At 63.8% G+C, this 24,060-nt stretch carries 26 protein-coding genes; 13 read left to right on the forward strand and 13 right to left on the reverse strand.

The window, feature by feature from the left end; genetic code table 11:
• Positions 1-9 precede the first annotated feature (9 nt).
• Positions 10-795 carry a 5'/3'-nucleotidase SurE gene (surE, locus tag BPHY_RS32615; protein WP_012405738.1) on the reverse strand — a complete coding sequence of 262 codons (786 nt, stop codon included), beginning with the start codon at positions 793-795 and terminating at the stop codon, positions 10-12.
• Positions 796-917: 122 nt separating this feature from the next.
• On the reverse strand, positions 918-2,138 hold the full coding sequence (locus BPHY_RS32620; protein WP_012405739.1) for a porin: 1,221 nt from the start codon (positions 2,136-2,138) through the stop codon (positions 918-920).
• A gap of 462 nt (positions 2,139-2,600) precedes the next feature.
• On the opposite strand from BPHY_RS32620, the gene BPHY_RS32625 reads away from it, so the two are divergent.
• Together BPHY_RS32625 and BPHY_RS32630 are read left to right on the forward strand one after the other, a co-directional pair.
• Positions 2,601-3,302, forward strand: a complete 702-nt coding sequence (locus tag BPHY_RS32625; RefSeq protein ID WP_012405740.1) for a GntR family transcriptional regulator — start codon at positions 2,601-2,603, stop codon at positions 3,300-3,302.
• A gap of 49 nt (positions 3,303-3,351) precedes the next feature.
• Entirely contained in the window at positions 3,352-4,599 is a 1,248-nt protein-coding gene (locus BPHY_RS32630; RefSeq protein ID WP_012405741.1) for a LysR family transcriptional regulator, read from the forward strand.
• Positions 4,600-4,619: 20 nt separating this feature from the next.
• Here the strand turns inward: BPHY_RS32630 and BPHY_RS42745 are convergent, their stop codons facing one another.
• The 9 genes from BPHY_RS42745 to BPHY_RS32665 form a co-directional block, all read right to left on the reverse strand.
• Positions 4,620-4,778 carry a hypothetical protein gene (locus tag BPHY_RS42745; protein WP_167538900.1) on the reverse strand — a complete coding sequence of 53 codons (159 nt, stop codon included), beginning with the start codon at positions 4,776-4,778 and terminating at the stop codon, positions 4,620-4,622.
• A gap of 45 nt (positions 4,779-4,823) precedes the next feature.
• Positions 4,824-5,000 carry a hypothetical protein gene (locus BPHY_RS42150; protein ID WP_157686882.1) on the reverse strand — a complete coding sequence of 59 codons (177 nt, stop codon included), beginning with the start codon at positions 4,998-5,000 and terminating at the stop codon, positions 4,824-4,826.
• Positions 5,001-5,073: 73 nt separating this feature from the next.
• Positions 5,074-5,817 carry an acetoacetyl-CoA reductase gene (gene phbB, locus BPHY_RS32635; protein WP_012405742.1) on the reverse strand — a complete coding sequence of 248 codons (744 nt, stop codon included), beginning with the start codon at positions 5,815-5,817 and terminating at the stop codon, positions 5,074-5,076.
• Between the two features lie 190 nt (positions 5,818-6,007).
• Positions 6,008-6,532: a phasin family protein gene (locus BPHY_RS32640; protein WP_012405743.1), complete on the reverse strand. Its 525-nt coding sequence runs from the start codon at positions 6,530-6,532 to the stop codon at positions 6,008-6,010.
• A 422-nt stretch (positions 6,533-6,954) separates the two neighbouring features.
• Complete coding sequence (locus tag BPHY_RS32645) at positions 6,955-7,830, reverse strand: hypothetical protein (RefSeq protein ID WP_041766204.1); 876 nt, start codon at positions 7,828-7,830, stop codon at positions 6,955-6,957.
• Positions 7,831-8,007: 177 nt separating this feature from the next.
• On the reverse strand, positions 8,008-8,640 hold the full coding sequence (locus tag BPHY_RS32650) for a response regulator (RefSeq protein ID WP_012405745.1): 633 nt from the start codon (positions 8,638-8,640) through the stop codon (positions 8,008-8,010).
• Complete coding sequence (locus BPHY_RS32655) at positions 8,637-10,262, reverse strand: response regulator (protein WP_012405746.1); 1,626 nt, start codon at positions 10,260-10,262, stop codon at positions 8,637-8,639. Before BPHY_RS32655 ends, BPHY_RS32650 begins: the two co-directional genes overlap by 4 nt.
• Positions 10,259-12,421: a hybrid sensor histidine kinase/response regulator gene (locus tag BPHY_RS32660; RefSeq protein WP_012405747.1), complete on the reverse strand. Its 2,163-nt coding sequence runs from the start codon at positions 12,419-12,421 to the stop codon at positions 10,259-10,261. The genes BPHY_RS32655 and BPHY_RS32660 overlap by 4 nt, the downstream gene beginning before the upstream one ends.
• 97 nt (positions 12,422-12,518) lie before the next feature.
• Positions 12,519-12,848: a hypothetical protein gene (locus BPHY_RS32665; RefSeq protein WP_012405748.1), complete on the reverse strand. Its 330-nt coding sequence runs from the start codon at positions 12,846-12,848 to the stop codon at positions 12,519-12,521.
• A 311-nt stretch (positions 12,849-13,159) separates the two neighbouring features.
• Between BPHY_RS32665 and BPHY_RS32670 the strand changes: the two genes are divergently transcribed.
• The 3 genes from BPHY_RS32670 to BPHY_RS32680 are packed head-to-tail and all read left to right on the forward strand — an operon-like array spanning position 13,160 to position 13,995.
• Positions 13,160-13,408, forward strand: a complete 249-nt coding sequence (locus BPHY_RS32670) for a hypothetical protein (protein ID WP_012405749.1) — start codon at positions 13,160-13,162, stop codon at positions 13,406-13,408.
• A gap of 58 nt (positions 13,409-13,466) precedes the next feature.
• On the forward strand, positions 13,467-13,676 hold the full coding sequence (locus BPHY_RS32675) for a hypothetical protein (protein ID WP_012405750.1): 210 nt from the start codon (positions 13,467-13,469) through the stop codon (positions 13,674-13,676).
• A 10-nt stretch (positions 13,677-13,686) separates the two neighbouring features.
• Complete coding sequence (locus BPHY_RS32680) at positions 13,687-13,995, forward strand: hypothetical protein (RefSeq protein ID WP_012405751.1); 309 nt, start codon at positions 13,687-13,689, stop codon at positions 13,993-13,995.
• Between the two features lie 37 nt (positions 13,996-14,032).
• Here the strand turns inward: BPHY_RS32680 and BPHY_RS32685 are convergent, their stop codons facing one another.
• Positions 14,033-14,518, reverse strand: coding sequence for a universal stress protein (locus BPHY_RS32685; RefSeq protein ID WP_012405752.1), 486 nt, complete (start codon positions 14,516-14,518; stop codon positions 14,033-14,035).
• Between the two features lie 455 nt (positions 14,519-14,973).
• Between BPHY_RS32685 and BPHY_RS32690 the strand changes: the two genes are divergently transcribed.
• The 4 genes from BPHY_RS32690 (at position 14,974) to BPHY_RS32705 (ending at position 18,902) form a co-directional block, all read left to right on the forward strand.
• Positions 14,974-15,858 carry a GNAT family N-acetyltransferase gene (locus BPHY_RS32690; RefSeq protein ID WP_012405753.1) on the forward strand — a complete coding sequence of 295 codons (885 nt, stop codon included), beginning with the start codon at positions 14,974-14,976 and terminating at the stop codon, positions 15,856-15,858.
• A 3-nt stretch (positions 15,859-15,861) separates the two neighbouring features.
• Complete coding sequence (locus BPHY_RS32695) at positions 15,862-16,788, forward strand: 2-hydroxyacid dehydrogenase (protein WP_012405754.1); 927 nt, start codon at positions 15,862-15,864, stop codon at positions 16,786-16,788.
• Between the two features lie 162 nt (positions 16,789-16,950).
• On the forward strand, positions 16,951-18,360 hold the full coding sequence (locus tag BPHY_RS32700; RefSeq protein ID WP_012405755.1) for an aspartate aminotransferase family protein: 1,410 nt from the start codon (positions 16,951-16,953) through the stop codon (positions 18,358-18,360).
• Positions 18,361-18,404: 44 nt separating this feature from the next.
• Entirely contained in the window at positions 18,405-18,902 is a 498-nt protein-coding gene (locus tag BPHY_RS32705) for an Lrp/AsnC family transcriptional regulator (RefSeq protein WP_012405756.1), read from the forward strand.
• On the opposite strand, the gene BPHY_RS32710 is transcribed toward BPHY_RS32705, so the two are convergent.
• Positions 18,896-19,813, reverse strand: coding sequence for a LysR substrate-binding domain-containing protein (locus BPHY_RS32710; RefSeq protein ID WP_012405757.1), 918 nt, complete (start codon positions 19,811-19,813; stop codon positions 18,896-18,898). The genes BPHY_RS32705 and BPHY_RS32710 overlap by 7 nt on opposite strands.
• 118 nt (positions 19,814-19,931) lie before the next feature.
• On the opposite strand from BPHY_RS32710, the gene BPHY_RS32715 reads away from it, so the two are divergent.
• From BPHY_RS32715 to BPHY_RS32730, 4 genes are read left to right on the forward strand one after another with little or no spacing between them, the layout of a single operon-like run.
• Positions 19,932-21,011: a tartrate dehydrogenase gene (locus BPHY_RS32715; protein WP_012405758.1), complete on the forward strand. Its 1,080-nt coding sequence runs from the start codon at positions 19,932-19,934 to the stop codon at positions 21,009-21,011.
• 38 nt (positions 21,012-21,049) lie between these two features.
• On the forward strand, positions 21,050-22,522 hold the full coding sequence (locus tag BPHY_RS32720) for an NAD-dependent succinate-semialdehyde dehydrogenase (protein ID WP_012405759.1): 1,473 nt from the start codon (positions 21,050-21,052) through the stop codon (positions 22,520-22,522).
• Positions 22,519-23,496, forward strand: coding sequence for a M14 family metallopeptidase (locus BPHY_RS32725; protein ID WP_012405760.1), 978 nt, complete (start codon positions 22,519-22,521; stop codon positions 23,494-23,496). The genes BPHY_RS32720 and BPHY_RS32725 overlap by 4 nt, the downstream gene beginning before the upstream one ends.
• Positions 23,497-23,536: 40 nt before the next feature.
• Positions 23,537-23,881, forward strand: a complete 345-nt coding sequence (locus tag BPHY_RS32730) for a cupin domain-containing protein (RefSeq protein WP_012405761.1) — start codon at positions 23,537-23,539, stop codon at positions 23,879-23,881.
• Positions 23,882-24,060 lie beyond the last annotated feature (179 nt).

Below are 24,060 nucleotides of genomic sequence, written 5' to 3' on the forward strand. Positions count from 1 at the left end.
CGTGACGGTTTAGACGCCTCCCAGCGATGACGACAGCTTCGCGAAGGTCGTCTCGTCCGTGCGATCGAAATAGAGCGGCGTCACCGACACGCGGCCCGACGCCACCACGGCCGTTTCGCTGTCGGGCGCATTCTCGCGCGGACCGCGCTGAAACCGCAGCCAGTGATATTCGAGCCCGCGCGGATCGACGTGCGGCAACACGTCGATGCCTTTCACGAGGCCTACGCCCTGCTTCGTCGGCGTCAGCGGACCCGCAGCCGATGCATCGATATCGGGGAAATTCACGTTGAGGCACACGGGCTCGTCGTGCTCGATCGCGAGCAACAGACGAATCACGCCGGGCGCGAGCGCACGCGCAGTATCCCAGCGGACATTCTCACGGTCGCGGAAGGTCTGACTCAGCGCGATCGACGGCAGGCCCAGCAGCAGCCCCGTCATGGCCGCGCCGACCGTGCCGGAAAACATGGTCTCGACACCAAGGTTCCCGCCGCGATTGATGCCCGACAGCACGAGCGTCGGCGGCGTGTCGCGCATCAGATGACGCACGGCCATCACGACGCAATCGCCCGGCGTGCCCACGACGCCGAATCGGCGCTCGCCCTGACGGCTCACGCGCAACGGCGAATGCAGGCTGATCGAATGGGACGTGCCGCTCTGATCGTGCTCAGGCGCGACGACCCACACTTCTTCGGCGAGTTCGGCGGCAACGGCTTCGAGCACGGCGAGACCGGGCGCGTCGATGCCGTCGTCGTTGGTCAACAGCACGCGCGGGACTTTGCTTTCGGAAGTGGACATGATGTGCGATAAGCGTAGCGGAGGGATGCCGCTACGCTACCACACAGCGAAGTTTTCGCTGGTCCTTGCAGACATGCGCCCGTCGTCTCCGCGTTCAAAAGCGACGAGCGCTACGCGCTACATCAGAAGCGGTGAATGACGCCGAGGCCAAACGCGAACTGGCTGCCCGTCGACGACGGCGTCGTATTGAAGCCATCGCCGATCGTCGCGGTCGCTTCGATGATCTGGCTCGAGCCGTTCGTGCCGAGCGTCTTGCCGTTTGCGCGTTGATAGGCTTCGAGCGCATAAAGGCCCGTCCGCTTGGACAGCGCGTAGTACTGCGAGAGATTGAACTGCTGATACGTCGCGCTATCCTTGATGCCGTTCGCCTGCGTGGCGCGCGTGTAGCTGTAACCCGCAGCAAGATCCCACACCGTTACCGGCTTCCAGTGCAGCACGACGCCACCTGTATTGAAGATCGCCGTATCGGTGAACTTCGAATTGATGCCGGGGATGTACTGCACATTGGAGTACGTCGCCGTGACATCCCACGCGCTGTTGAACGTGTAGCCGCCGCCTACAGCGAAGCGCTGTTGCGCACGCGCGGTCTGGTAGCCGTTCGTCAACGCCGATACGCCGATCTGCGAGCCGCCGTTCGACGTCGTCGAATCCGAACCCCACGCGCCGCCGCCCGAGGTCGAGTTGTTGATGCGCGAAAAGCCGACTGCCAGGCCGATGGGACCCATTGCGTACTGGACGGCCGTCGTCCACGTCGAGCCCTGGCTTACGCTGCCTGCCACGCCCGCGAGCGAATACGACCCGCTCACGGTGAGCCCGTACAACTTCGGCGAAGTGTATTCGAGCGTGTTGTTCGCGCGGTAGATCGTGTCCAGACCGTCGATATCCCCAGGGTGCGCGCCATAGAAGCCCGTGATCCATGTAGTCGGGCTGTACGGCGACAGCAACTGATAATACGACGCGTACTGGCGGCCCGCAGTGAACGTACCGTAGGCCGGATTCGTGACGCCGACATACGCAAGGCGGCCGAACAGCGCGTTGGTGTACTGAGCCGCGCCCGTCGCGGAATTCAAGCCCGATTCGAGCTGGAAGATCGCTCGGGTGCCACCGCCGAGATCCTCGCCGCCCTTCAAGCCGAAGCGGCTGCCCGCCCACACGCCCGGTGTCATCTTGACGACCGAGTGTCCGCCGCTCGTTGAGCCCAGCGACGTCGAGCTGCTCTGGTAAGCGAGCCCGTTATCGACGATGCCGTAAAGCGTGACGCTGCTTTGCGCGAATGCCGGCGCGCAGCCGACGAGGGCAGCCCCGATGACAACTGCCTTTGCGCTGCTGGTACTCCTCTTCATTCTTCTGACCTCCATCTTCCCGGTTGTACTGCTGTCTGGTTTCTTTTGATTGCTCGAGCGTCATGTTCTGCATTGACCCGATTCGTTTTCGACATAGAAATCGCGCGTGTCACCCATCGGCCTGCCGGACCGAAAACGCATCTCTATGGCAATCGTGGGATACAACGATATAGACGCGACACGCTTTCGAGGTAGTGCGGGTAAACCACATACAACCTCGGACAGATTGGGTAAGACAAGGCTTCGGCGGGATGGAAGATGCTGCTTGCTGACGCTGCATCCCGAAAGATCAAGCACTTTGGTATCCCGGCATGGGCTTCGACAAAACCGGTCGCGAAGCCCGCCGACATAGGAGCCGATAAACAGAACAGATGGTAGGCGAGCGAAGTCGCAATCGCCTTGATAAGCGTTGTGATGCCGATACGAGCACCGCTATACTGACCAGCCAATGAGTCGAAACATATGAACGAGACAACACAGCAGGCGATTGTGCAGACGCTGCGCGAGAGGATTCTGTCGGGCGAGCTGGCACCCGGCCAGCGTCTCGTCGAAGCGCAACTCGCGCAGTGGCTCGGCGTGTCCCGCACGCCGCTGCGCTACGCATTTAGCGTGCTGGCCGGCGAAGCGCTGCTCGAACGGTCGGGTGCGCGAGGTTATGTCGTGCGACGGTTCGGCGTGCGCGACGTATTGAACGCGATAGACGTGCGCGGCGTGCTGGAAGGTCTGGCCGCACGCACCGTCGCGGAAAGCGGCGTGCCGGCCGCGCTTGCTGCATCACTGAACGCGTGTCTACGTGAAGGCGACGACATTTTCGGCGCGGGCGCGTTGAAGGAGGGCGACGACGTGCGCTACGCGGAGATGAACGGCCGCTTCCATGCGCTGATCGTCGAAGCCGCGCAAAACGCCGCGATCAATGCTGCGTTGAGTCTCAACGACAAGATTCCGTTCGTCGCGCCATCAACGATCGCCTTCGACGAATCCGCGCGCGAACGTCAGTTCGCGATGCTCAACTACGCGCATCGTCAGCATCATGCCATCGTCGGCGCGCTCGTCAACGGCGAAGGCGCGCGTGTCGAAGCGCTGATGAAGGAACATACGCACATATCGAAGGAAAGCCTCAATCTGTCGTTGCCCGCATTGCGGCTGATCGCGGGCGCGGCATGACGCCGGCACGGTCGATTCCGGCAATCCGCATTTCCCAACGGGCGATACCGTGAGCAGCAAAGACTTTCTCAACATCGCGCAGTTGCGCGCCTTCAAACTCGTTGCGGACACGGGCAGCGCGACGCGCGCTGCGACAGCTCTGTTTCGCGCGCAGTCGGCCGTGACGCGTTCGGTACAGGAACTCGAAGCGGCCCTCGGCGAACCGCTCTTCGATCGCAAGCCTTCCGGCATGCTCCCAACGCCCGTCGGCCGCGCAGTGCTGCATCGCTGTGAGCGGCTCTTCGCCGAACTCGAAGAACTCGCGCGATGGTGCGCCGCGCGTCAGGCACGGCGGCGTCTCACAGCGGAAGGTTCGTTGCCCGCTTATCTGCTCAACACCCGTCGCCTGCAACTGTTCGCAGCGCTTGCGCGCCATCGGCACATGCCGAGTGCGGCGAAGGCGTTCGGCATCAGTCAGCCTGCTGTGAGCACCGCGATTCGCGTGCTCGAAAGCGGTTCCGGGTTGCAGCTCTTCCATCGCAGTCCGCGCGGCATTCTGTTGACGACGGAAGGTGAGACGTTTCTGCTACACGTGCGCCGCGCACTGAACGAACTGCGTCACGTACCCGACGACATCGCCGCATTGCATGGCTATATCCAGGGCGCAGTGACGGTGGGCGCGTTGCCGCTCGGGCGCACGCTGATTCTGCCGAAGGCAATCGCGAGCATGAGTGCGAAGCATCCGGGCGTGCGCATCGTCACCGACGAAAGCGCGTACGAAACGCTGGTCGCGGGGTTGCGTGCCGGTGATATCGATTTCATTCTCGGCGCATTGCGCGAGAACGACGCGTCGAGCGGCCTGATGAACGAGCGTCTGATGTCGGAAGACATGGTCGTGCTCGCGCGCCGCTCGCATCCGCTTGCGAACGAACGCGGCCTGACGGTCGCCGATCTGCAGGACGTGAAATGGATCGTGCCGCGCAGCCATGCGCCCGCGCGCGCCCTGTTCGAAGCGCAATTCAAACGAGTCAAGCTGAAGCCACCGATGCCGTCGGTCGAAACCGCCGACCTCGCGGTGATCCGCGGCTTGCTGCTCGGCACCGACATGCTGGCGGCGTTGTCTGCGCAGCAATTGCATCACGAATGTCAGTCGGGCGAACTGGTCGTGCTCGATGTGAAGCTGCACAATACGCGGCGCGATATAGGACTAACGCTGCGCGCAGCGGGCGCACCGTCGCCCGCTGCGCGCGCGCTGATCGACGCGATACGCCTTGCCGTCGTCGACGTCGCGCGCACCGTCACCATCGCGGCGGCATAATTCACGCGCTATGCAAACATTCAGCGTCGCGCGCGCGAGAAACGGCACCAGCTATGGTGATCGAGATTTTTCAGCAACTCCGCGCGCAACCGCTCGCGACGATAGTGCTGGACCATCGACAGCAACGCAATCAACAGCACGGATCCTCCAAGCGCCACGCCAATCCATGTTTCGTTCATTGCCATCCCCTGTAGCAACTACACCTGCGGCACCGTACGAGGTTTTCAGAGCGGACACTGGCCGGACTTCGGACAATTGCCCGCATGCACGCACTGCTCGAAAACCAGTTCGCGGAAGCGGCCCGCATCGCGATCCGCCGGTGTACGCGGCCCAAAAATCCGGTTCACGACGACCACCTGATTCGTGCACCGGCATTGATACAGCTGTTGTTTCGTCTCCACCACTTCTTCCTTCGGGCCTTGGCTCCGTGTTCCGGACGGATCTGAGCGAGCCCTTGTTATCGTCGATACAAAATCAGTTCATGTGCTGGCCGCCGTTTACGGCCAGGTTTGCGCCTGTGATGAAGCCTGCGTCGTCCGAGCACAGAAACGCGACGAGCGCGGCCACTTCTTCGGGCTTGCCAAGCCGGCCGGCCGGAATCTGCGGGAGGATCTTCGAATCGAGGATGTCCTGCGGAATCGCCGTGACCATCTTTGTGGCGAGGTAGCCAGGCGATATCGTGTTGACGGTTACGCCCTTGCGCGCCACTTCGAGCGCAAGCGACTTCGTGAAGCCGTGCATGCCCGCTTTCGCCGCCGCATAGTTGGTCTGCCCAACCGACCCCTTCGAACCGTTCACCGACGAGATATTGATCACGCGTCCCCAGCCGCGCTCAACCATCATTTCGCAGACGGGCTTCGTCATGTTGAAAACGGAGTCGAGATTCGTGCGCATGACGGCGTCCCAGTTCACCTTGTCGAGCTTGCGCAGCGTCATGTCGCGCGTGATGCCCGCATTGTTCACGAGGATGTCGATGGGACCGATTTCAGCCGTGATCTTCGCGATGCATGCGTGGCATGAGTCGTAGTCGGCGACATCGACGTGATACGCATAGAACGAACGACCCGACGCTTCCATCGAAGCAAGCCATTCGTCGCTACACGTGTTGCCGGGCGAACAGGTCACGACCACGCGGTAGCCCGCATCGTGCAAGCGAATACTGATGGCCTCGCCAAGACCGCCCATACCGCCCGTTACCACAGCAATTCGATTAGTCATCCTTTACACCTATCAGACGTTCAATGCGAAGCTTCCTGATGCTCAACCGGCTGGTTCGCAGATGCAGCCGTTGACTGGTCTCCCCGACTGATCCTTTATCTTCGCCGCTTCCTGCGGCATGCGCGTTTCGCGATTGACTGCGACGCCGCGTGTCGGTAGATGATCCGGCGTATGCCGGTGCCTGGTGTGATTAATCGACAACCGCTTTGTGCGGACGCGTGACGGCGGCGCTTGCGGCGCGCGCGATGGCCTCGTCGGTTTCCTGGCGTGCGAGCGCTTCCGGCGTCGGTGCCGTGGAAAGCGCCGTCGCTAACGCCGAAGTCACTGCGGATGCAGTCGCTTGCGTGCGGCTTCGCAATGCGTCGACGACGGAGCGAACCTGGATGTCGTTCTTTTTCGCTTGTGTTTGTCCGACTTCCTGAAGTGCTCCATTCAGCCGTGCAACGATGCTACCCAGTTCGTCGCCATATCTGGCCAGCAGCGTGACGAGGCCAGCGGCCGCGGTCCATTGGAGCGCGGGCCAATCGGCGAGACTGCGAGCACTGCCCAGCGTGCTCATGGTCTTCAGCACTTCGCCGTTCAGCTGGTTAATGGTATGCAGATTGAGCACCGTGATCGACTGCGTTTCCCGAACAACGGGATTGGCCCAAGCGTGGAGAGCGGAAATACCGGGCTCCCACGCCGATATGACACCTGCGGAATTCCGAGTGTTCATTGACGTGACTCCGTTAGTCTTACTAATTAGCATTTTGCGATATGCACAGCGGGGCCGCACTGTGCAATGCAAATAGCATGGGTGTTCGCGACCGAGGAATGGTTTGTGCGAAGCACCATTAGAACCATCATTCTAAACACATCATTTGACAATTTTTGAACAGTCTTTCCTCGGTAATTACCCTGGGTTGTTGTTCCGTTTTTCTACATGTTGGGACAATTTGCAGCGGTGACGGACCAACCAGCATGCTCAAACCGTGGTCCGCAACGCGCGTTTTGCGGAGCCATCGTCGATCACGAACGCTTATTTACATCACGTTGTGACATACAGTCGAAGCAAAGCATGCAGTGGATGTCCTGATCACGGAGACGCCATCATGGTCATCAATAGCATCGACGCGAGCAGAACCGAAACGGGCACGGCTACAGGTGCAGCCAGTACATGTCGGGAATCGCGCGATCCTCATCCGACAGGAACGGATTATCCAGCCGGATGATTTTCCGGCCCGCCAGATTGGAGCGCTTCAGCGCGTTCTGGATATACGGATGTGTGTTGAACAGTTTCAGATACGTGCCGTCGCGCCAGGCCGCTGCAAAGCCCCGCGCGATCGTCGCCGCGAGCCGTTCGTGAGTCGGCGACACATAGAACAGAAAATCGGAGCGATACGCGAGCAGCAAACGGTTTTCGACGGCCAGGCTCGGCTCCGTGTCCTTACGCGATTCGATCTCCGGGTACGCCTCGATCACGCCGCGCGGAAAATAATCGACGCGCCTTGCTTCCACCATCTTGAAGATCGTTTCGTAGGTCGACGGGGTCTGCACCACGAGGCCCGCGTTGCGCATGATCTCCGTATCGATCCAGCCTAGCCCCTGCACGCCCGTCATCGAGCGCAGATCGTCGAGCGTTTCTATCCTGTCGAAATCGGGCTGCCTGTCCTGCCGGATCAGAAACACGCGATACCCGATCAGCCCGCGATGAATTGGAATATGCACGACACTCAGGCCGCGCTCGGCCTGCGCCTCCATACTCGTCCAGTGAAGGTTGATGCTCGTGCCGCTCGCGAGTTCGGCGAGCGCGCGGCCCCGTTCCATCACGAGTTCGAGCTGGCGCGTCGTGTACGACGCGTTGGCCGCTTTCATTGCGAGATCGAGCGTGGCGAGTGCGAACGCCGCGTGCACATCCCTGCCGGGCCTGATCTGTGGATAGACGATTTCGAAGTGGTCGCCCGGTGCGGCTCGCGCCGCGAGCGCTGCGCCCGCGGCACTTGCCGCGGCGAATATGAAACGCCTGCGATGCATAAATACGCGTGACGACGAATACAGGAACGTGCGGGTCGCTCGCTCGATGTCGAGCATGAGCAAATCGTGTCACGGACCATGCCGCTATCGACATTCGTAGAAACCCGCTGACATATTGCGGACGCAATGCTTACTCGAGGCATTCGAGCGCATTGCTTATGGTTGGAGCGTACGCGTCTACTCGACAATCAGCCCGTGCCGGATCGCGTAACGGATCACCTCGGCGTTGTTGGCAAGACCGAGCTTCTGCATCAGCCGCATCTTGTGCGTACTGATCGTCTTGGCGCTGAGGGCGCAGATGTCCGCGATCTCGTTGATGCTTTTGCCTGCGGCGAGCATCTGCAGCACCTGAAATTCGCGGTCGGACAGCACTTCGTGCGGCGGCATGTCGCCGCGATGCGTCTCGAACACCATGGCATCCACGAGCTTTGGATCGATGAAGCGCCCGCCGTCCGCGAGCTTGCGAATCGCCGCGAGCAGCACGTCGGGGTCGCTGTCTTTCGTCAGATAGCCCGTCGCTCCTGCACGCAATGCACGCGACGCAACCTGCGCCTCATCGTGGATGCTCAGCACCAGCACGGGCAACGCAGGCTGTTCGGCGCGCACGCGCCGAATCAGATCGACGCCGCTGATGCCAGGCATCGTCATGTCGAGCAGGAGCAGGTCGACGGCGCAGGTGCGAAGTTTGTCGACGACCTCCGAGCCTTGCGCCGCTTCCGCCGCGACGACGATATCGTTCGTCGTCGCGATGATCTGCTTGAGTCCGCCACGGACGATCGCGTGGTCGTCGGCGATGAGTATTCTGATCATGTTTTGAGACCGCCATCGAGCGGAATATGAATCGAAACCGTGGTGCCGGCACCTGGCGTGCTGTCGATAGAAAGCGTTGCGCCGATCAGCCGCGCACGCTCATACATGCCAAGCAGCCCGTATGAATATTCGCGGCGCGCCGCCTCCCTGTCAAAGCCGCGGCCATCGTCGCGCACACGCAGTTCGAGCCGGTCCGCCTTCGAGATCAGCGACACGTCGACGCGCGTCGCATTCGCATGCCGCGCCACATTGGTCAGCGACGCCTGCACGATGCGAAACACGGCCGTCGCGTGTGCGTCGGACAACGCGGGCTCGCCGCCCTCGATGCGCAGTTCGGTGGGAATCGCGTTGCGCCGGTTGAACTCGTCGACGAGCCATTCCAGTGCCGACACGATGCCGAAGTTGAGCGCGGCGGGCCGCAAATGGCTCGCGACGTTGCGCACCATCCAGATCGTGCCCTCGACGAGTTCGCGCATGTCGTCGGCTTTTTTGGTCGCTTCGGGGTCGTGGGCGAGACGCATCTTCAGCAGCGATACGTCCATTTTCAGCGCCGTCAGCAACTGGCCGAGCTCGTCATGAATCTCCATCGCGATGCGCTTTCTTTCCTCTTCGCGGATCGCTTCCATGTACGCCGACAGCTCGCGTTGCTGCTCGCGCGATTCGACCAGCTCCTGCTCCATCTGCTTGCGTCCCGTGATGTCGTTCATGCCGACATAGATGGCGGGCGAGTCGTCGTAGGTCGCGACGCGCGCCGTCGCCATCGCCCAGAACTGGGTGCCGTCGGGACGCTGGAAGCGCACCTCGGTATCGCGCAGACTGCCCTCCGTTCGCAGATGATCGATCAGCCGCTCGCGTTCGAGCGGGTCGGCGTAGAAGTCCGCGAGGTTCTCGGCCACGCTCGTGTTCATGCCGAACAGCGCGCGCAGCGGTTCGTTCGTGTACAGGATGCGCCCGCCGGGCATCGACGTGATGCACAACGGCACGGGGCTCGTTTCGACGATCGCCCGAAAGCGTGCCTCGCTCGCCTGCAAACGCGCGTCGGCACGCCGGCGCTCGTCGATCTGCGCCTGAAGATTCGAATTGGCGCGCGCCAGTTCTTCCGTGCGCAATGCGACACGCTGTTCCAGGTCGTCGCGTGCCTGCTTGAGCGCCGCTTCCGTTTCCTTGCGCACGGCCACTTCAGCGAGCAGTTGGCGGTTCTGCGCGACGAGTTGCGTATGCATCGCGCGCAGTTCGAGATGCACGCCGACGCGCGCGAGCATCTCGTCGACCCGCAGCGGCTTCGTCACGTAGTCGACGCCGCCCGCCGCGAAGCCCTCCACGCGATCTTCGTTGCCCGTCAGCGAGGTCATGAAGATCACGGCGATGTCGCGCGTGCGCGCGTCACGCTTTAAACGCCGGCAGGTCTCGAAGCCGTCGATGCCGGGCATCTTCACGTCGAGCAAAATCAGATCGGGCTGCGCGAACGCCGCTCGTTCGAGCGCCTCCATACCGTCGAGCGCGACCAGCACGCGAATGCCGCGCGCCTCGAGGCTGTCGACCACGACGCCGAGATTGGCGGGCGTGTCGTCGACGATCAGGATCGTCCCCGTTTGCGCGGCGGAAGCGGCGAGATGGCTCATGACGCCGTGTTCCCTTCGAGATACCGCTCCACCAGTTGCAGGATCGCCTTCGACTGATACGCGCGCGCCAGTTGATGCAGCCGCGCGGCGAAAGCGGCGAGCGGCGGGTCGCTGGTCGCGATGCGCTCCGCCCATTGTGCGATGCCGCTCATGTTGCCGTCGCGCGCGAGCCGGTGCAGTTCGCTCATCGCGTCGGCGGGCACGCCCGCCGGGGAGGCGCCTTGTACGTGCGCCCCGGCATGCTCCTGCACGGCGGCGCGGATCCATTCGATTCCCAGCAACTCACCGATGCGCGCAAGCAGGACGTCGAAATCGACGGGCTTCGCAATGAACGCGTTCGCCCCCGCTTCGACGCTGCTTGCGCCGTCGGTGCCGAACGGCGACGCCGAGATGGCGATGATCGGCGTGCTCGCGAACTCGGGCATCGCACGCAAACGGCGCGTCACGTCGAGGCCGCCTATGCCGGGCATCACGATGTCCGTGAGGATCAGATCGGGACGTTGCGCCAGCGCGAGCGCGATGCCGTCGGCGCCGCTCGCCGCTTGCGTGGCGGCGAAGCCGATCCGCGTCAGCAGTTCGACGACGACGGTCCGGTTGACCTGCACGTCGTCGATCACGAGCACCTTGCGGCGCGGGCCTGCGTAACCCGTGACGATCGCCGCGGCGCTCGCTGCATGCGCGATGCACGGTTCGACGAGTGCGGGCGGCAGTTCGAACCAGAACACGCTGCCGCGCCCGACGACGCTGTCGACGTTCACCTCGCCGCCCATCGCACGGACGAACTGGCGGCTGATCGCCAGTCCCAGCCCCGTGCCGCCCGCGCGGCGTTCCGCGCCGCCTGCCTGCTCGAAAGGCATGAAGATAGTCTCGTGATACTCGGCGCAAATGCCGATGCCCGTGTCGTGCACCTCGAAACGGACCGCGCCGCTTTCGCCGCGCCTGATGAAGAGACGCACCTCGCCGCGGTCCGTAAATTTCACGGCGTTCGACAGCAGATTGAGCAGCACCTGCCGCAAGCGATGTTCGTCCGCACGCACGCCGCACGGCGCGTCCGCAGCGACACTGCATGCGAACGCGAGCCGCCGCTGCTCGGCCTTCACGCCGATGATCTCCCGAATCGTATCGACCAGGCCGGCAAGCGGCACGTCGCAAATCTCGATGCGCAGCTTGCCCGCTTCGACCTTCGCGAAATCGAGTGTCTCGTCGATCAGCGTCAACAGATGCTCGCCGCTTTGCTGAATCACGGCGACGCCGTCGCGCTGACGCAGGCTCAGCGAGTCGTCGCGTCCCAGAATCTGCGCGTAGCCCAGAATGCCGTTGAGCGGCGTGCGCAGTTCATGGCTCAGGTTCGCGAGGAACTCGCCTTTCGCGCGGTTGGCTGCTTCCGCCATACGCCGCGCTTCGCGCTCGACGGCCGCTTCGCGTTCGTCAAGATACGCGCGATGCAGCCGCATCCCCATCGCGTTGAAGGCCGACACCACGCGATCGAGTTCGTCCGGCTCGCGCGGCGCTTTGCGCTGAAGCACGAACGCAGACGGCGGTTCGTGAAAGTCATAGTCGCTCACGCTGTGTGCAATTGCCGTGAGATGCCGCGTGACCAGCCGCGACAGAATGTAGAACGTGAACAGCGCGACCAGAAACGTATTCGCGCCCTGGCTCACGAGGATCACGAGCGCGGTGCGAGCGAGATCGTGATACAGGTTGGCGAGCGTCGCTTCGACATACAGCGTGCCGATCTGCTCTACCCTGTCTTGCACGTGGTACACGAGCGGGAACTCACGCGCGACCGTCATCCCCGACCTGTGCTCGCGCTGGCCCACGCTCACCACCATCGAGGAACTGAAGGAAGGCATCTCGCGCACTTCGGCGGCGCGGATATCCGCGAGCCGCAGCATCCCGTCGAGTTCGAGCTTCAGTTGCGGCTGGTCGAGACGCCACAGCGCTTCGCCCAGACTGTCACGATAGCTGCGGTCGATATCCACGAGCCGATTCTGGATCTGCTCGAACCCGCGTTCGTAGTCGCGGTACAGCTGCACCGCGGTCAAAATCAACGTGATCGCGCAACTGAACGCGAGCACCGTCCCGAGCAGCCGCAGCATCACACTGCGCCGCACATAACGGAACCCGCTCCACCATGCGTCGAACCTGTCGAGAGCCATATCACCCCGCGAGTGCCGCCGTTCTGCTTGTCCTATTCTGCACTCGATGCCAAACAACGGTCTACCGCGCCCACACCGGGTTTCAAACGTCCGATCTTTACTCCATCGTTTCCGGCACTTCGCCGGGCACCGTCAGCCTGACCGTGCGCGCGGGCTGCCCGAGCAGCTCGTCGATTAGCGTGGCCATTTCGCACAGCGCGCGAAAGGCGTCGTCGTCGAGCTGATCGCCGTGGTAGCGCTGCAAGTCGCGCATCGTTTCTCCCAGACGCCGCAGCGCGGCTGGCGTGCTGTCGATCAGCGGCCAGCAATGCATCAGATACGCGAGCGCGGTGACGCTGCGGGATTCGCACCACGTATCGAAGAGCCGCAAACAGAGCGAACCGACCTGCTCTACGACGTTCTCACGTTCGGACGGATAGACAATCATGACGCGGAACCCGGCAATGCGTTTCGATGACTCATGATCCGCGAGCCGCTTTTCTGTCGCAGTCAGCGCAGGCTGGAAAATCCGCGTGCGACATCCTGATTCCCGTGTCAGGAAATCCTGAATGCCGTTCTCGCGCGAAACCCGCCGCCGATGGGTAGAAACCCTTGTCAGTCGTGGAAATGCCGCGATTTCGGCCAGGGAAATCCTGACGCTTCAAATCAGCGCTTCCTGAATGCACATTCCGCCGCCGCCGATTGGACGCGCATCGCGATGCCCCTAGCATCGGGTCATCGGGCATCGAGGGGATAGGCATGGCGGCGGGCAACACATCACTTCGCTTTCAGGTCGAGAAACTGGTCGGCTCGACGCGCGGCGACACGGCACGCGTGCGCCTTCTGGAGCGCTCGCGAACGGGTGGCACCTGCCGGGTCTGCATCCAGTTCGAACGCCCGACAGGATCGTTCTCTCTGTTCTTCTTTCGCCATCCCGACGGCACGTGGCACGTGTTCCCGCCGGACCGGCGCCGTCCCGAGATGGGCCTGTGCCGCATGGCGGCCTGATGCGCCCGGCGAGACATCCGGCTCGCGGCGCACGCACAGCATCACACGGGAGACCCACATGATTGACGACGCTCATAACGCCCTGCCGCAGTACGTCATCGACCTGCGCGCATGGATCAGCGACTGGTACGACCATGCGTTCAAGGTGGGCTTTGTGCGTCCACCCTTCATGCTGGACGAAGCGATCGCCGACCGCCTCGAAGGCTACTTCAAGGCCGGACTGACACCCGTCGAAGGCGCGATCGCGTTCTTCGGCACCGTGCATTGAGGGGCTGCACATGAAGTTCGAAGCATTCGATTCGCGTTTGTCGCAGATGCTGCGCGCGATGCCGGCCGCCACGTTCGCCGAACTGACGGACGGTATGATCGCGTGGTGGAACGGCTCGCGCATCGTCTATGCGTGGATCGGCGACGAGGCGGACCACGATTGTTGCGATAAGCCGCGCGCACACGAACTCGATCTTGCCGACGACTGGGGCCAGTTTCACGACTGGCTCGCGGCATGGATCGACGAGCCGCGGTTCAGCACGCGGCCGGAGCCGGCCGGCGATGCACGCGACAACGCACGTAACGTCACAGACGCTTGACGTCGGTTCGCCGCGCAGGCGCCCGTCAAAGCGCGCTTCAGACTAGCGGCCTTTCGTCGGCGGCGTGCTGCCCCGATTTCGCCTGACGCTTTTTCATCGTCGACGGGTCGCGCACGATCGTCACGGCGCACGGCGCATAGGCGAGCACCTGGCGCGCCACCGAGCCGATCAGCCAGCGGTCGAACGGCGTGTGGCCGCGATGGCCCACGACGAGATGATCGATATCGTGCTGCTCTGCGTAGAGCACAATCTCTTTCGCCGGCTGCCCGATCACGAGATCGAAGGCGGGATATTCATTCGACGACGCGAGTCTGGCCTTCACTTCGTCGAGCACTTCGTTCGCGTGACGCAGCTCATAGTCGACCATTTCCCTTCTTTCCAGCTCGATCGCGCCCCAGTCCGGCGCGCGCGCGACGACGAGCACATGCAGACGTGCATCGAAGCGCCTGGCGAGATCGACGGCGAACGTCACCGCATGACGCGCGGACGGCGACCCGTCATAACCTACGAGTATGTTTTGCATGATTCGCTCCCTTCCGGTCGAACCGGAGCGAGCTGCGAAGGAACGGCGCACGGATCAGTTGTCGTCGCTTCGGCTCGGAAGATGCTCGTGCGGGACGGGCTCGGCCGCGGCGGCGTCGGGAAGGTCGTCTTTCGCGGAGTGGGCCGGCGGCTTGCCGGATGAGGTGCATGCGGGGTCGAGAGGTTTCCCCGTCGGCTCGGAGGGCGGTTCGGAGGGCATGTTGGGCTCCTGCGCTGACAACGGCTGTCCCTACCATGATAGACCGCATCACGGCAGCTTGTTTCTGCGGCAAGGGCGTGGCCCAGTACTTTGCGGCGGCGCGCAAAACGGTTCGCGAACGACGATTCTGCCTGCATGCGAAGCGGTATGCGAAAGCGTCGCATAGCAGGATCGTCCTAGCCGCCAGCCTCGCTGCATGACAGAGTGACGGCCGTATCCAGCCAGAGGAGCCTGCCGTGTCCGCGCCCCAACCTGTTGCGAATCCCGCCCCTGCCACCTTCCGGCCCTTCACCGCGGACGACATTGACGCCGCGCACGCGCTGTCGCTCCAGGTGGGCTGGCCGCATCGCGCGGACGACTGGCGCTTCGTCGCCGGCGTCGGCAGCGGCTTCATCGCGCAGAGCGAAGGCGGCGTAGCGGGCACGGCGCTGTGCTGGAAATACGGCACAGGCGGCGCATCGCTCGGCATGGTAATCGTCTCGCCCGACCAGCAGGGACGTGGCATCGGACGCGAACTGATGGAACGGCTGCTCGAAGCGCTCGACGCGCGGACCACCGTGCTGCATGCCACGCCCGCCGGTCAGCCGCTCTACCAAAAGCTCGGCTTTAACGCGATCGGGACGATCCACCAGCACCAGGCCGCCGACTTTCGCGTGCCGCAAGCCGCGCTGGCGCACGGCGAACAACTGCGTGCGCTGCAGGCCGCCGACACGCCGCGCCTGATCGACCTCTCGTCGCGCGCGAGCGGACTCGATCGCAGCGCGTTGCTGCCCGCGCTGCTCGGCATCGCGCAAGGCGTCGCACTGGAACGCGACGGCGAAGTGGCCGGCTTCGCATTGCTGCGGCCCTTCGGCCGCGGACATGCAATCGGCCCCGTCGTCGCCGGGAGCGCTGGCGCGAATGCCACACGTCATGCGCAGGCACTGATCGCGCATTGCCTCGCGGCAAACGCCGGCGCATTCACCCGCATCGACACGCCCGGCGACAGCGGTCTGACGCAATGGCTGGAAGAACTGGGCCTCGAGCGCGTCGACACGGTCGTCAAGATGTCCCGCAACGGCGCGCCTGCCAGCGATCCATCCTTCACGCAGTTCGCCATCGTCAACCAGGCTCTCGGTTAGAACATGACGCTTCTCTACAAGGCCGACCCCGAACGCGGCAAGCAATGGGCGCAACGCTTCGCGCACAAGGCGCCCGACATTGCCTTTCGCCTGTGGCCGGACATCGGCGACCCGGCGTCCGTCCGCTATCTCGCCGCGTGGCAGCCGCCCGACGACCCAGCGCGCACGCTGCCGAATCTCGAAGTGATCTTTTCGGTGGGCGCGGGCATCGACCAGTTCGATCTGTCGCGCGTGCCGCCGCATATCGCCGTCGTGCGGATGATGGAGCCAGGCATCGTCGAAGGCATGGTCGAGTACGTGACGCAGGCCGTGCTCACCATTCATCGCGATCTGTTCGACTATGCGCTCCAGCAGCGACAGCGCGTCTGGCGCGAGCTGCCCGTGCGGGCGGCTGCCACGCGGCGCGTCGGCGTGCTGGGTCTCGGCATGCTGGGCACGGCCGTGCTCGAACGGCTGCGCCTGTTCGGCTTCCCGTGCGCGGGCTGGAGCCGTTCGGCGCACAGCATCGAAGGCGTCGAATGCCATGCAGGCATGGACGCGCTCGATGCGTTCCTCGGCCGCACCGATATCCTCGTCTGCCTGCTGCCGCTCACCGATGCAACGCGCGGCCTGCTCGACAGGCATCGGTTCGCCAAGCTGCCGAAAGGCGCATCCTTCATCCATGTCGGGCGCGGCCCGCAGGCGAACCAGCAGGATCTGCTCGATGCGCTCGACAGCGGCCAGTTGCAGAACGCGATACTCGACGTGACGGATCCCGAGCCGCTGCCCGAGTCGCATCCGTTGTGGACGCATCCGCGCGTGCGGATCACGCCGCATGTCGCGAGCGCGACGCGGCCGGAAACGGCCGTCGACGTCGTGCTCGATAACATCCGCCGTCATCGCGACGGCCTGCCGATGCTGGGCGAAGTCGACCGCACGCGCGGCTACTAGACGCCCAGGCGAAGCCCGCAACCGCGCGCAGCACAAAATGCTGCGCGCGCCCCGCAAAAAGCCGCATTTGCGCTTTTCCGCGCTTGATTGGCGCATCGGCCGATCGGGCTCTCTCAGTAGTATGGAGCCGTCCGCAGCCCATTCCGAGAAGAGAACCGCACCATGCCGAATCCATTGCTTATCGAAGCCGACCGCAAACATCTGATCCACCCCGTCGTCAGCTATCGCGCGCATGAAGCGCGCGGCGTCACCGTGCTGGACTCCGCGCAGGGCGTGTTCCTGCGCGATATCGACGGCAACCCGCTGCTCGACGCCTTCTCGGGCCTGTGGTGCGTGAACACCGGCTACGGCCAGCAGAGCATCGTCGATGCTGCCACGAAGCAGATGGCCCGCCTGCCTTACGCGACGGGCTACTTTCACTTCGGCTCGGAGCCTGCCATCGAACTGGCCGCCAGGCTCGTCGAACTGGCGCCTGCATCGCTGCAGCATGTGTACTTCACGCTGGGCGGCTCCGACGCCGTCGACTCGGCGCTGCGCTTCATCACGCATTACTACAACGCGACGGGACGCCCGTCGAAGAAGCACATCGTCGCGCTGCAACGCGGGTATCACGGCTCGTCGTCGGTCGGCGCGGGCCTCACCGCACTGCCCGCGTTCCATCGCCACTTCGACGTGCCGCTGCCGACGCAGCATCACATCCCGTCGCCGTACGCGTACCGCAACGATTTCGCCGACGACGCCGCGCTGATCGCCGCCTCCGTCGCCGCGCTCGAAGCGCAGGTCGACGCGCTGGGCGCGGACAACGTCGCCGCGTTCTTCTGCGAGCCGATCCAGGGGTCGGGCGGCGTGATCGTGCCGCCTGCCGGCTGGCTGAAAGCCATGCGCGAAGCGTGCCGCACGCTCGACATCCTGTTCGTCGCCGACGAAGTCATTACAGGCTTCGGCCGGACGGGGCCACTGTTCGCATGCGAAGCCGAAGGCGTCGAGCCGGACCTGATGACGGTCGCGAAGGGCCTGACGGCGGGCTATGCGCCGATGGGCGCAGTGCTGATGTCCGATGCCGTCTATCAGGGCATCGCCGACGGCGGCGACGTCGCGGCGGCGATCGGTCATGGCCACACGTATTCCGCGCATCCCGTCAGCGCCGCAATCGGGCTCGAAGTCTTGCGCCTGTATCACGAAGGCGGGCTGCTGGCGAACGGCATCGCCCGGGCGCCGCGCTTCGCGCAGGGGCTCGACGCACTGCTCGCGCATCCCCTCGTCGGCGACTCGCGGCATCGCGGGCTGCTCGGCGCGCTCGAACTTGTGTCGGACAAGCACAGCAAACAGGGCTTCGACGCGTCGCTCAAGCTGCCCGAGCGCATCGCCACAGCCGCCTATGCGAATGGCCTCGTGTTCCGCGCCTTCGGCGACAACATCCTCGGCTTTGCGCCGGCGCTGTGCTACACGGAAGGCGAGTTCGACATGCTGTTCGAGCGCCTCGAAAAGACGCTCGACGACGTTCTCGCGCAAGCCGACGTACGTGCCGCACTGAAGGGTTCGAGTGAATTCAAACGCCGTGCGGCTGCGTGATAACATCGACCGACCCTTCGACATGCGGGACCGACCGACTCACGATGAGCACCGACTGCAAGCTGGACCGAATCGATCTGCGCATCCTCTCGCAACTCCAGAAGCGAGGGCGTATCACGAATGTCGAACTGGCCGACGCAGTCGGGCTATCGCCCAGTCCCTGCCTGATCCGCGTGAAGCGGCTGGAAAAGGCGGGCTACATCGTCGGGTATGGCGCGCAGATCCAGCTGGAAAAGCTCGGCGACGTGCAGATCGTGTTCACGGAGGTGACGCTCGCCGACCATCGCCGCGAGGACTTCATCAAGTTCGTCAACGCAATCAAGGATGTCGACGAGATCGTCGAATGCCACCTGGCAAGCGGCGGGTACGACTATCTGCTGAAGTTCGTCACGCGCAGCGTCAGCCACTATCAGAGCATCGTCGAAGGGCTGCTGGAACGCGATATCGGCATCGAGAAATACTTCAGCTATGTCATCATCAAGACGCCGTTCGTCAAGACGCATTACCCGCTCGAAACGCTCTTCTCGCACAACCCTCACTGAGGCCCGCCGGGTTCGGCCAGACGGCCGAACTCGTCGGCCAGAAAGTCGACGCACACGCGCACCTTCGCTGACGAAGCGAGCCGCGCCGGATACACGGCCCACACGTTCGCAGGCTGCGTGACGCCCGGCAGCACCTGCACCAGTGCGCCGCTGTCCAGCAGCCCGCGCACATCCCAGATCGAACGCAGCACGATGCCGCGCCCTGCCAGCGCCCATTGCACGGCCACTTCGCCGTGGTTGGTCGACAGCGGCCCGGTTACCTTCACCGACACGGTTTCGCCGCGTTCCGTCAGACGCCAGACGCCGGACGGATGGTCGCGCTCCTTGATCGCAAGGCATTGATGCGCGCCGAGATCCGCCAGCTGACGCGGCGTGCCGTGCCGCTTCAGATAAGCTGGCGCCGCGCACAGCACGCGATGATTCGACGCGAGGCGTTTCGCGATCAGATGCGCAGCAATCTCGTCGCCGATGCGGATATCGAGGTCGAAGCCTTCGCCCGCGACGTCGACGATGCGATCGAACAGATCGAGCCGCACGCTCAGTTGCGGATAGCGCTCCGTGAGCCGTGCCAGCGCGGGCGCCACGACATGCCGGCCGAAACCGAAACTGCTCGATACGCGCAACATGCCCCGCGGCACGCGTCGCGTGGTCGACACGTCCTCAACGAGACGGTCGACGTCGTCGAGAATCTTTTCGGCCCACGCGTAGACGCGCTCGCCCGCGTCCGTGATCGCGACGCGGCGCGTGGAGCGGTGAAAAAGCCGCGTGCCGAGATCGGCTTCGAGCATGGCCACGCGCTTGCTCACATACGCCGCCGACACCGACAGCGCCTCCGCCGCCGCGCTGAAGCTGGCTTGGCGGGCGACGGTGCAGAACACACGCAAGTCGTCAAGGTTCGGCGATTTATTCACAGTTCGTGCATAGTGGCTTAACCGAAAGCGCGATTTTATGACGGTTAATCAGGAATAGACTAGTCGCATGGCAGTGGATGCCGACCAATCCTTCACCATTCTCGACGAGGAGACGCATATGACCCGCAACTATCGCATCGCAGTGATTCCCGGCGATGGCATCGGCAAGGAAGTGATGCCCGAGGCGCTTCGCGCACTCGACGCCGTCAGCAAGCGCTATGGCATCGGGCTCGACTATCGGCATATCGAGTGGGCGAGCTGCGACTACTACGCGCAACACGGCCAGATGATGCCCGACGACTGGAAAGCGCAACTCGCCGAGGTCGACGCCATTCTGTTCGGTGCCGTCGGCTGGCCCGACACCGTGCCCGATCACATTTCGCTGTGGGGCTCGCTGCTCAAGTTCCGGCGCGAATTCGACCAGTACATCAACTTGCGCCCCGCGCGTCTGTTCGAAGGCGTGCCGTCGCCGCTCGCGGGCCGCAAGGCAGGCGACATCGACTTCATGATCGTGCGTGAGAACACGGAGGGCGAATACTCGTCGGTGGGGGGCACGATGTTCGAAGGCACCGAGCGCGAGTTCGTGATGCAGCAGTCCATCTTCACGCGCAAGGGCTCCGAGCGCGTGCTGAAGTTCGCATTCGATCTCGCGCAGCGCCGCGCGAAAAAGATCACGGTCGCGACGAAGAGCAACGGCATCTCGATCAGCATGCCGTGGTGGGACCAGCGTGCTGCCGAAACGGCCGCGCGCTATCCCGACGTGAAGTGGGACAAGCAGCACATCGACATTCTTTGTGCACGTTTCGTGTTGAATCCGGATCGCTTCGACGTGGTGGTCGCGACCAATCTGTTCGGCGACATCCTCTCGGATCTCGGCCCGGCCTGCACGGGCACGATCGGCATTGCGCCGTCGGCGAACATGAATCCCGACCGCACGTTCCCGTCGCTGTTCGAACCCGTGCACGGCTCCGCGCCCGATATTGCGGGCAAGGGCATCGCCAATCCCGTCGCGATGATCTGGTCGGCGGCGATGATGCTCGATTTCCTCGGCAACGGTCAGGGAAAGGAACGCGAAGCGCACGACGCGATCCTCGCCGCCATCGAAGGCGTGCTCAAGGAGGGCCCGCACACGGGCGACCTGGGCGGCAAGGCCAACACGGCTGAAGTGGGCGCCGCGATCGCGCACCGGCTGGCGTGATGCATGCCGCCCGACATAACACGCAAAGGAGTGTCCCGATGACAAAGCGATACGAGTTGAATGAACTGATCCGCAGCGACAATTTCATCGACGGCAAGTGGTTGGCGCCGTCGGGCGGCCAACGCTTCGACGTGACCGATCCCGCGACGGGCAATGTGATCGCACGGGTCGCCGACAGCAGCGCCGCCGACGCCCGCGCCGCCACCGACGCCGCCGCACGCGCCTTCCCTGCGTGGCGCGACGCGCTGCCGAAGGACCGCGCCGCCGTGCTGCATCGCTGGCATGCGCTGATGGTCGAGAACGCCGACGCGCTCGGCCGCCTGATCTCGCTCGAACAGGGCAAGCCGTTCGCCGAAGGGCGCGGCGAGGTGATGTACGGTGCGTCGTATGTCGCGTGGTTCGCGGACGAAGCGACGCGCATCTACGGCGACATCATCCCGCAGCAGCAGCGCGGCAAGCGCATGAGCGCGATCAAGGAACCCATCGGCATCGTCGCCGCGATCACGCCGTGGAATTTCCCCCTTGCGATGATCGCGCGCAAGATTGCGCCCGCGCTCGCGGCCGGCTGCACGGTCGTCGGCAAACCGGCCGAGGACACGCCGCTCACGGCTCTTGCGCTCGTGATGCTCGCGCATGAAGCGGGCGTGCCAGCAGGCGCACTGAACCTGATTTCGGCCTCGCGCGACAATGCAGTTCCCGCCGTCGCCGACTGGCTCGCCGACAGCCGCGTGCGCAAGATCACCTTCACGGGGTCGACGCCAGTCGGCAAATATCTCGCGCGCGAATCGGCGGGCACGTTGAAGAAGCTGTCGCTGGAGCTGGGCGGCAACGCGCCCTTCATCGTGTTCGACGACGCCGATCTCGACGCCGCCGTCGCCGGCCTGCTCGCCGCGAAATTCCGCAACGGCGGGCAAACCTGCGTGTGCCCGAACCGCGTCTATGTGCAGTCAGGCGTGTACGAGCGCTTCGCGGACCTGCTGGCGACGCGCGTCGCCGCGCTCAAGGTCGCGCCCGCCACCGATCCCGCCGCGCAAATCGGACCGATGATCAACGCACGCGCAATCGACAAGATCGCGCGTCATGTCGACGACGCCGTGAGCCGTGGCGCGCGCGTGCTGACGGGTGGCCGGCGCTTGCGGGAGCTCGGCCCGACCTACTACGCGCCGACCGTGCTCGCGGACGCCACACCCGAGATGCAGCTGAGCTGCGAAGAAACCTTCGGCCCGGTGGTGCCGCTGTTCCGCTTCGACGACGAAGATGAGGCCATCCGCGCCGCCAACGATACGCCGTTCGGCCTCGCATCGTACTTTTATAGCCAGGATATGCGGCGCATCGATCGTGTCGCGCGGCAACTCGAAGCGGGCATCGTCGGCATCAACGAAGGCGCGCTTGCGAGCGAAGCGGCGCCCTTCGGCGGCGTAAAGGAATCGGGCTATGGGCGCGAAGGTTCGAAGTACGGCCTCGACGACTACCTGTCGATCAAATATCTCTGCCAGGGCGGACTCGAATGAGCGCGCACGCCTATCCGATCGAAGTCTCGTTCCCCGACATCGCCGCGCATGCGCGCAGCGACTCGGGCATTGCGTACGTGCATACCTTCGATTCCGGCGCCGAGGGTCCGCACGTGATGATCAACGCGCTCACGCACGGCAATGAAGTGTGCGGCGCGATCGTCGTCGATGCATTGCTGCGCGCGAAGCTGCGTCCGAAGCGCGGCAAGCTGACGCTCGCGTTCGCGAACATCGACGCATATGCGCGCTTCGATCCGTCGAAGCCGGATGCGGCGCGTTTTGTCGATCAGGACTTCAACCGCGTGTGGACGGCGCAAACGCTCGACAACGCCGCACTCGATTCGAGCGAACTGCGCCGCGCACGCGCGATGCGGCCCGTGATCGATACCGTCGATCTGCTACTGGACCTGCATTCGATGCACGAGAAGAGCAAGCCGTTGATCGTCGCGGGGCCGCTCGATAAAGGCATCGAACTGGCGGCAAAACTCGGCACGCCCGCCACGGTGATCTGCGACGAAGGTCATCCCGAAGGCCGCCGCATGCGCGACTACGAAGGCTTCGGCGATCCGCACAGCGCGAAGAATGCGCTGCTGATCGAATGCGGACAGCATTGGGAAGCGAGCGCCGTGGCCGTTGCGCGTGATGTGACGGCGCGCTTCCTGCTGTTAAGCGGTGTCGTCGATGAAGCGGATTTGCCTCGCGGCTGGATCATGCCGCTGCCCGATGAAATGCTGATCGTCCGCGTGACCCAGCCCGTCGTCGCGAAAAGCCTCGACTTTCGCTTCGCCGCCAGCTACACGGGGCTCGAAGTGTTTCCTGATGCGGGCAGCGTGATCGGCTGGTCAGATGGCGAAGCCGTGCGCACGCCGTACCCCGACTGCATGCTCGTGATGCCGTCGCTCAGGCAGTTGCGCGCGGGCGTGACTGTTGTGCGGCTTGGCAGAATCGAGCGGCGTATTGCAAGTGCGCAGTAGCGCTTGTCGTCAATTCAATCATCGTCAGCGAAAACACAATATGAAAGTCCAGCAGATCAAACAGAGCATCGGCCTGCAGGGGCTGGAAGACTGGGGCACGGCCGGTCTTCCGGGCACGCCGCAGATCAGGGTGTCGGGGGTGCAGAAAGTCATACGGGGCAGCGAGGCGATCGACACGGGCATCTTCGAATGCACGCCCGGCACCTATCGCCGCTCGGTCAAGCAAGCCGAAGTCATGCACTTCCTCAGCGGCAAAGGCCGCTTCACGCCCGACGGCGAAGACACCATTCATTTCGCGGGCGGCGACACGCTGTTCTTCGAAGCCCATACAGAAGGCACATGGGAAGTCGAAGAGACGATGCGCAAGGTCTACGTGATCTTCTGATGTCATGCGATTGGTGAGAGCCCTGGTGACGTGCGCAGCAAGCGTCTGACATAACGCTATGTCATGGGGACTCCAACAATTCCGGCGTTGCTCCCCGCATATTGACTCTTTATATTTTCAATCAATCGCGCGCTGTTCTGCATCCTGCGGCAAGCCGGAAACACGACAGCACGACCTGG

This window comes from Paraburkholderia phymatum STM815 (genome assembly GCF_000020045.1).
GTDB lineage: Bacteria > Pseudomonadota > Gammaproteobacteria > Burkholderiales > Burkholderiaceae > Paraburkholderia > Paraburkholderia phymatum.